At 71.2% G+C, this 2,583-nt stretch carries 3 protein-coding genes; all 3 read right to left on the minus strand.

Annotated elements, in window-relative coordinates; genetic code table 11:
- Positions 1 to 35: 35 nt before the first annotated feature.
- A complete protein-coding gene (locus tag ABZ646_RS44680; protein ID WP_360532976.1) occupies positions 36 to 797 on the minus strand; it encodes a hypothetical protein in 762 nt (253 codons plus the stop codon).
- Between the two features lie 64 nt (positions 798 to 861).
- A complete protein-coding gene (locus ABZ646_RS44685; RefSeq protein WP_360532979.1) occupies positions 862 to 1,989 on the minus strand; it encodes a DnaB-like helicase N-terminal domain-containing protein in 1,128 nt (375 codons plus the stop codon).
- The coding region (locus ABZ646_RS44690; RefSeq protein WP_360532982.1) for a DNA cytosine methyltransferase at positions 1,989 to 2,583 on the minus strand (595 nt) is incomplete at its 5' end. The genes ABZ646_RS44685 and ABZ646_RS44690, both read right to left, overlap by 1 nt.

Below are 2,583 nucleotides of genomic sequence, written 5' to 3' on the forward strand. Positions count from 1 at the left end.
CCAGTTGCCCATCACGCCACCCTGCCAGATCGGCTTCAACCCGCCGATTCAATAGGGAAAGCGTGCCATTTCTGCCATTCGCCGTCGGAGTCGATGAACGCCTCCAGGAGTGCATCGTGGTCGCCGGCGTCGGCCAGGTAGACGGGGACTGTCTCCGGGGCCGGACGGGACGGTTGGACCTTGGCCGTGGTGACGTCGAAGACGGAGCGCGCTGCGATGGCGGCGCGTTCGGTGTCGGTCAGAGGCGCCGGGCCGGGGCGCATCGCGGCTGCGTGGATCTTCTCGAAGGCGAGCAGTGCCTCTGCGGGTGAGCCGAAGGTGTCGGCGATCTGGCGGAGGTGGTTTTCGCCGTGGAGGTAGACGGACTTGCTGCTCCGGTGAAGGTATGTGCCGACGGCGACGGCGCGTGGGCGTGGATGAGGAGGGTGGCCGTGGCGGATGTCGTCGTGGATCTGTTGCGCCTGGTTGGAGACCTTGAGGATCTCGCTGCGGGTGCACCACGGCATCGGGTAGTTGGCCCAGGTCCATTCCTCGTTCATGGCCTTCTGGAGCCGAGGGGTGATCTCCACGGTGATGCCTTCGGCGCGCAGGCGCTCGGCTGCGTCCTTGGCCCAGTGGGGCTCCTCGTGATCGATGCGGGCCAGGACCAGGACGTTGGTGGCGGCGACGCTCCACTCGGCAGACTCCAGGGCGATGAGGGCGACGTGAGCCTGGCTGCCGGTCAGGACGGCCTGGACGGCGCTCGGGTGAGTGGGGTGGGTTTCGAGGCGGACGTGGGCGTCGATGGCGGGAGTCATGTGGGGGTCTCGTCTGTTCTGCCGGTGGCCGGGCCTCCACCTCGGCCACCGGCGTATGCGGGGGCTATCGGGCTGCTCGCACGGGGCGAGAGGCGTGCGCGGCCGTGGTGGTTGGTGGGCCGGCGCGGGTGGTGGGCGCCGGTCGCCGAGGTGGAGGCGGGCAGCAGGTGGGTGTGGTGGCGTTCTGCCAGCGGCTGCGGACGGCGCCGATGTCGGAGAGGGCGCGTCGGGCGCCGACGACGAGCTGGAAGGGGGTGTTCGCCGGGTCGCCGGCGAACGCCGTGATGTGCCGGCCGGTGTGCTCGGCGGTGATCAGGAGGGAACGCTGCAGAGCACGCTCGCCCCAGTGCTCTACGGATCCCGCCGGTTCGGCCAGCATCCGCAGCACCTCACCAGGATCGCTTCCGTCGTCGAGCAGGCCGCGCTGCTGCGCTTCCCACAGGACGGTGACGGGGTCGACGGGCTCCTGGCGGCGGGCCAGGGTGGTCAGGCACTGCCACAGGCCGGCGTGCAGCGGCACGAGGAGGTCGCCGGGGAGCAGCCACGGGACGGCGTCGATGCCGGCTGGGTAGGCGGTGGCGGTTGCGAGCAGCAGCCGCTCTTCCTCGATTGCCTCTATGTAGTCGGGTGCTGCGGGTGGTGGCGGAGCCGCGGTGCGGGGCAGGACGCCTGCGCGTGGCGGGAAGCGGGCTGCGATGTCGTCCACGACCGTGGCGAGCGCGTCGGCCTCGGTGAGCACCGTCTGGACGGGGTGGGGGAGGGAGGCGTCGTGGACGGTGTGCACGAGGCGTTCCGCGGCTACCTCAAGGCGACGGCGGGCATGTTCGGCCTCGACCATCCGCGCGTACGCCGGGGCGTGGCGGGGCCAGGGGCAGACCTGGACGAGCGCGTGAAGGTCGGAGGCGGTCAGCCCGTGTGCCTGCTGGCGTGCGGTGGTGAGCACGCGATCGAGCCACGTGGCGTTCTTCGCGTGCTCGTCCGGGTCGGGCGGCGGCAGGGCGCTGATCGCGGCGAACAGAGCTGTGTGCGCTGCGGTGGAGAAGGACTCGGCGGTGATGCCGGTCAGGTCACCGAGGCGGTGTGGATCGAGGAGGAGGGCTCCGAGGAGGGCCTGCTCGACGTGGAACACCGGCTGCCGTGGCGCGCTGGCGTAGAGGTCGTGGTCTTCGTCGGGTTCGGGAGTGTGGGGCATCAGGCGGCGAGAGTGAAGTCGTCGGGATCGAGGCGGACGCCGAGGTGCGGGGCGAGGAGATGGCCGGCGAGCAGCGGCGGGACGGCGTTGCCGATCTGCGAGAACTGCTGGCCCTTGTTCCCGGCCCAGGGATAGTCGGCCGGGAAGGTCTGCAGGAGGCCGGCCTCTTGGGCAGTGATCCGGATCGGCTCGGGAACGGCAGGCACATCGGCTTCTGAGGCCAGCGGTGTGGCGGGTTCAGCGACCCAGGTGCACTCGTTGGCCCGGTGTCCGAAGAACAGCGTGCCGGCCGGCTCGGACAGCGGACGGACGGTGGCGTTGGCCTGGCTGTTGCTGCGCAGGGACCATGACCAGCGGTGGGCCTCGGCGGTGAACATCGGCGCCGGAGTGTCGGCGGCACGGCTCTCCTGTGTGCTGTGCTTGGCCTCCCGGCCGGCGCCTTCACGACGGGACTGCAGGACCATCCCGTCCGGCCGGGGTGTCCAAGTGCCGCGCTCCCGGGCGTCGGACAGCGTCTTGCGGGAGCCTGAAGGGAACGGCTCAGGTCCGCCGCCGGGCCCGCCGCCGGCGCACACGGTGGGGACGGGCCGGTCG

Origin of the sequence: Streptomyces sp. NPDC007162 (genome assembly GCF_040634175.1) — a bacterium.
In the GTDB taxonomy this organism is placed as follows: domain Bacteria; phylum Actinomycetota; class Actinomycetes; order Streptomycetales; family Streptomycetaceae; genus Streptomyces.

What these genes read in the sequence shown, in the direction of transcription:
- ABZ646_RS44680 (WP_360532976.1), bottom strand. Translation starts at nt 797, where the DNA reads ATGACTCCCGCCATCGACGCCCACGTCCGCCTCGAAACCCACCCCACT.
- ABZ646_RS44685 (WP_360532979.1), bottom strand. Translation starts at nt 1,989, where the DNA reads ATGCCCCACACTCCCGAACCCGACGAAGACCACGACCTCTACGCCAGC.